Below are 859 nucleotides of genomic sequence, written 5' to 3'. Positions count from 1 at the left end.
CGAGGAGCCGGCGCTCGCCGCGGACGCGGGCCGCCTGGCGGCCGACCTGGAGGCGGCACGCGAGCGGGCCTTGGAGACCTCCGGCCGGATCGCCGAGACCCGCGCCCACGTCGAGGCCCTGGACGCGGAGCGTGCCCGCCTCGCCGCGGCCCTGCGGGGCGCCGGCCCCGAAGCGGGCGCCCTCGCCGACGGCCCGGACGCCGGCCGCGACCATGGCGAGGCAGGGTCGGAGCACATGGACGGCACGGCCGACAGCGACGGTCCGGGCATCTGCGGCGACGCGGGCGGCGCGGGTGGCGCCGGTGGTGCGGGTATCTGGGGCGGCGCGGACGGTGTGGGCGGCGCCGGCGATGCGGGTGGCGCGGGTGGTGCGGGTATCTGCGGCGGCGCTGACGGTGTGGGCGGCGCCGGCGATGCGGGTGGCGCGGGTGGTGCGGGTATCTGCGGCGGCGCGGGTGGCGCCGGTGGTGCGGGTGACTGGGGCAGCGTAGGCCGCGCGGGCGGTTCAGGCAGCGTGGGCGACGCGGGGGATGGCGGCGGCTGGGAGGAGGCGCTGGTCGTCCGGGCGGAGCGGCGTCTCGCGGCGGCTCGGGCCCTGGCGGCGCGGGAGGAGTCGCTGGTCGCCGAGCGCGGCCGGCTGGCGGCCGAGCTGGAGGAGCTGACGTCCCGCGGCGGCCGGGTCGCGCTCGACCTGGCCGAGGTGCGCGCCCGCCGGGAGCGTCTCGTGGCCGACGAGCGGCGGCTGGCCGCGATCGTGGACGAGGCGCGCGGCCGGGACGCCACGCTGGCCGCCAGGCTCGACCGGCTGCTCGACGAGGTCGCGCTGATCCGGGAGGCCGCGGACGCCGCCCGGGCCGCC

The 859-nt window shown here is 81.3% G+C and carries 1 protein-coding gene and 1 pseudogene; one reads left to right on the top strand and one right to left on the bottom strand.

The genetic code is table 11. The annotated features are described in order from the left end of the window. Positions 1 to 214, bottom strand: a 214-nt coding sequence (locus tag MPTA5024_RS43875) for a hypothetical protein (RefSeq protein ID WP_051458767.1), incomplete at its 3' end; no start/stop codon positions are given. Positions 215 to 514: 300 nt separating this feature from the next. Here MPTA5024_RS43875 and MPTA5024_RS43870 point away from each other — a divergent pair. Then, positions 515 to 859, top strand: a pseudogene (locus MPTA5024_RS43870) (hypothetical protein); the annotation flags it as partial.

The organism is Microbispora sp. ATCC PTA-5024 (assembly GCF_000511135.2).
Lineage (GTDB): Bacteria > Actinomycetota > Actinomycetes > Streptosporangiales > Streptosporangiaceae > Microbispora > Microbispora corallina.
The sequence above is the reverse complement of the archived record's forward strand: the minus strand, read 5'-3'. Positions and strand labels throughout refer to the sequence as shown.